Annotated in this window: 1 protein-coding gene; it reads left to right on the top strand. The window is 53.9% G+C overall.

The genetic code is table 11. The features are described from left to right. Window positions 1-347: 347 nt before the first annotated feature. Complete coding sequence (locus QJT78_RS51105; protein WP_080586897.1) at window positions 348-926, top strand: hypothetical protein; 579 nt, start codon at window positions 348-350, stop codon at window positions 924-926. Window positions 927-1,555 lie beyond the last annotated feature (629 nt).

Here is a 1,555-nt window from a genome sequence, read left to right as displayed (position 1 = left end):
GCACGCCTCAAGCACCTTGCGATCTTTCCTCGAAAGGTGGACTTCTCTTGCTTCGGGTATCATCCCGACCTTGAATCACGACTCACGTTCCAAGAAAAGTGGGTACTAGCAGTACAAAGGAGACACCATCCGCGCGCCACCAGAGTAGGTAGGAGCCCGATCCACTGTTGATGCTGTACAATTAGGGGAGCAACTTGCCAAAGGACATGAATTTAGCGCGGGAAGCCGGGCGAGCTACGAGAGATAAAGGGACGAGCTGTCGCACTCAGCCTAAAGGTGCAAGCTACTCGTCAAGGTGCAAGCTACTCGTTGACGACGGTATGCACCCTAAGCAGGGAGTGACGAAAATGGTACGCGTCTACGATGTACAAAGCGCAGTCATAAAGATACTCAAAAGCGATCCTCCGCAAATTGTCGTTTCGGCATCCGGGAGGACGAGTTCAACAGGATGGACAAATCCCAAGCTCGGAGCCTGGTACTACTTTGACGTACCAAAGGATGGGATCCAGGACTTCGATTTCACTGCGGACGAGCCTGCTGGAATATCTCTCCCCGTCTTGACGCCAGTGAGTGCCGACGCCGTGATCACCCGAGATCCGGCCAACTATTGGGGCAAGGGAAAACCACTCAAGGGCGTGCGAATTCACGCTCGCACGAACACGATAGAACAGAAGCTTGAAGAACGTTCTGAACTATTCGATCCCTTGGGAGAGGGCTTGCCACTGCCATGGCCATTCCCATGGAGAAGTTTGCAAAAGCTCAGTGGACCTGGCACCGGAGGGCTGGCGGTCTCAGACAACCCTGTAGGAAGCCTATTGCGGGTCTACAATTCCGGCGACGGTCTGACCAAGGACTATCGACCCGATCGATACAATGTGGAGCTCTCACCATCGACGCAGCGAATTGTCAGCGTGTGGTACGGATGATCTATAAAGGGCCGCGGCCCGATAGCGGCCGGTAATGCGCATTCGGTTGGGCGACCTTAGTAAGAGGGATGTCTGCATTGAATTGAGAGGCGGATTGCCGAAATCGAAAGTATGGCACTAGAGTATATCCAGCAAGTTATGGATGAGTGTATGTCAGATCTCTCTGCCGGCAAGATAACGGCGTGTGAGGGTTACAACCTGCGCCGCGCAATCAATGCGCGGATCAGTATTCTCCGAAAAGAATTTCTCGCGTAATGGGCAGTGAGCTTGCAGACAAAGCGCTGACGCCGCAACAGCTGAAGACCAGGATACGCATTGAAATAACTCAGGCAGTCGAGGTGCTATTTGCCAGTCAAGCAATTCACGCCATGGTCCGATGAGGACGACCGTCTGTTATCAGAATTGCGGGAAGCCGGCCTCATTCCGAGAGAGATCGCGAGAAAGTTGAAGCGCAGTGAGGCGGCGATCAGAAGTCGGATCGCCAAGTTTGCACGCGCAGAGAAAGAACTCGCGGCGGGGAGCTAGTACCCGGAATCAGAGCTGAGTGATACGGCGGCCTTTGAAACGGCGTTGACGGACCTTTTTCTTGGTCCAGACGAAGGGCTCGGCTCTGTCGTTGTATGCGTTGA

The sequence above is a fragment of the Bradyrhizobium sp. Mp27 genome (assembly GCF_029953005.1).
Classification (GTDB): Bacteria; Pseudomonadota; Alphaproteobacteria; order Rhizobiales; family Xanthobacteraceae; genus Bradyrhizobium; species Bradyrhizobium barranii.
This window is presented reverse-complemented; position numbering and strand designations above follow the sequence as displayed.

What these genes read in the sequence shown, in the direction of transcription:
- QJT78_RS51105 (WP_080586897.1), top strand. Translation starts at nt 348, where the DNA reads ATGGTACGCGTCTACGATGTACAAAGCGCAGTCATAAAGATACTCAAA.